The 1,445-nt window shown below is 68.0% G+C and carries 1 protein-coding gene; it reads left to right on the top strand.

Annotated features, from left to right (window positions below; all coding sequences use genetic code 11):
• Window positions 1–24: 24 nt before the first annotated feature.
• Window positions 25–1,445: CYTH and CHAD domain-containing protein (locus ACZYZ5_RS21440; protein ID WP_463904385.1), on the top strand; the 1,421-nt coding region annotated here is incomplete at its 3' end.

Genomic DNA, 1,445 nt, shown 5'->3' with positions numbered 1-1,445 from the left:
GAGCGCGGGACGTAGAATTTCGGTATGTCCGCGACACGCGTTGTTGAGATCGAACGGAAGTTTGATGTCGAGGAGGAGGCCCTTCTTCCTTCGCCTCAGGATTTGCCCGGCGTTGCCCGGGTGGACCGGCCTGTGGAGCACCGGCTGGAGGCCGAGTACTTCGACACCGAGGACCTGCGCCTGGCGTCCGCGCGGATCACCCTGCGCCGCAGAACCGGGGGTGAGGACGCCGGATGGCACCTGAAGCTGCCCGCTGGAGCGGACGAACGGACGGAATTCCGCGAACCGCTCGGAGAACAGGCCGACGGCGTCCCCGGCGCTCTCCTTCAGCTGGTCCGTGTGCACAACAGAGACCGCGCGCTGCTACCGGTGGCCCGGCTGAAGACGAGGCGCGTCGTGTACCGGCTCAGGGACAAGGACAACGCCGTTCTTGCGGAGTTCTGTGACGACCGGGTGCAGGCTGAGACCCTGGGGCCGAAACCAGGCACCCTGCGCTGGCGGGAGTGGGAGATTGAACTCGTTGCCGGTTCCCGGCCCCTGCTCGAGGCCGTGCAGGACCGGCTCGCCGGAGCCGGCGTCCGGCCCTCCGCCTACCCGTCCAAACTCGCGCGCGCCCTGAACCTGGAACCTGCCTCCACAGAGCCGGCGCCCAAGCGCAAGGGACCCGCCGGCGATGTCGTGCTCGCCTACCTCAGGCAACAGGTGAAGGAACTCAAAGACCAGGATCCCCGCGTGCGGCAGGACGCCCACGATGCGGTCCACAAGATGAGGGTTGCCACCCGGCGCATGCGCTCGGCGCTGGCGACCTACAGGAAACTGCTGGACGACGCCGAGACAGTGGGTTTCCTGCGGAACGAATTGAAATGGCTCGCCGGCGTGCTCGGTCAGGCCCGCGACGCGGAGGTCATGCATGCACGCCTGAAGGACATGGTCGCCGAGGAACCCGGCGAGCTGGTGATGGGACCCGTCACCCGTAGGGTCGATCTTGAACTCGGCGGCGCCTACCAGGAAGCCCACGCCAGGGCACTGGAAGCCTTGGACGGGCAGCGCTATTTCCGGCTGCTCGACGCCCTCGAGGCCATGATCGCCGCCCCGCCCCTCTCGCCGCTGGCCTCCAAACCAGCGGTCAAAGTCATCCCCCGGCTGGTCAAACGCGACGTCAGGCGGTTGCGCACCGCGGCCCGGGAAGCCAAACGGCATGCCGCCGGCACCGGAGACCACCCGGCCCTGCACGAGGCCCGGAAAGACGGGAAACGGCTGCGGTATGCAGCCGAAGCCGCCGCCCCCGTCAACCCCAAGCACGCAGCCCGTCTGGCCGACGCCGCCCACGACGTCCAGAAAGTCCTCGGTGACCACCAGGACAGCGTCGTTACCCGCGAGCTTCTTCGCAGACTCGGAGCCGAGGCATTCGTCCTGGGCGAGAACGGGTTCAGCTACGGGCGGCT

Source organism: Pseudarthrobacter ribosi (assembly GCF_055412865.1).
The sequence above is the reverse complement of the archived record's forward strand: the minus strand, read 5'-3'. Positions and strand labels throughout refer to the sequence as shown.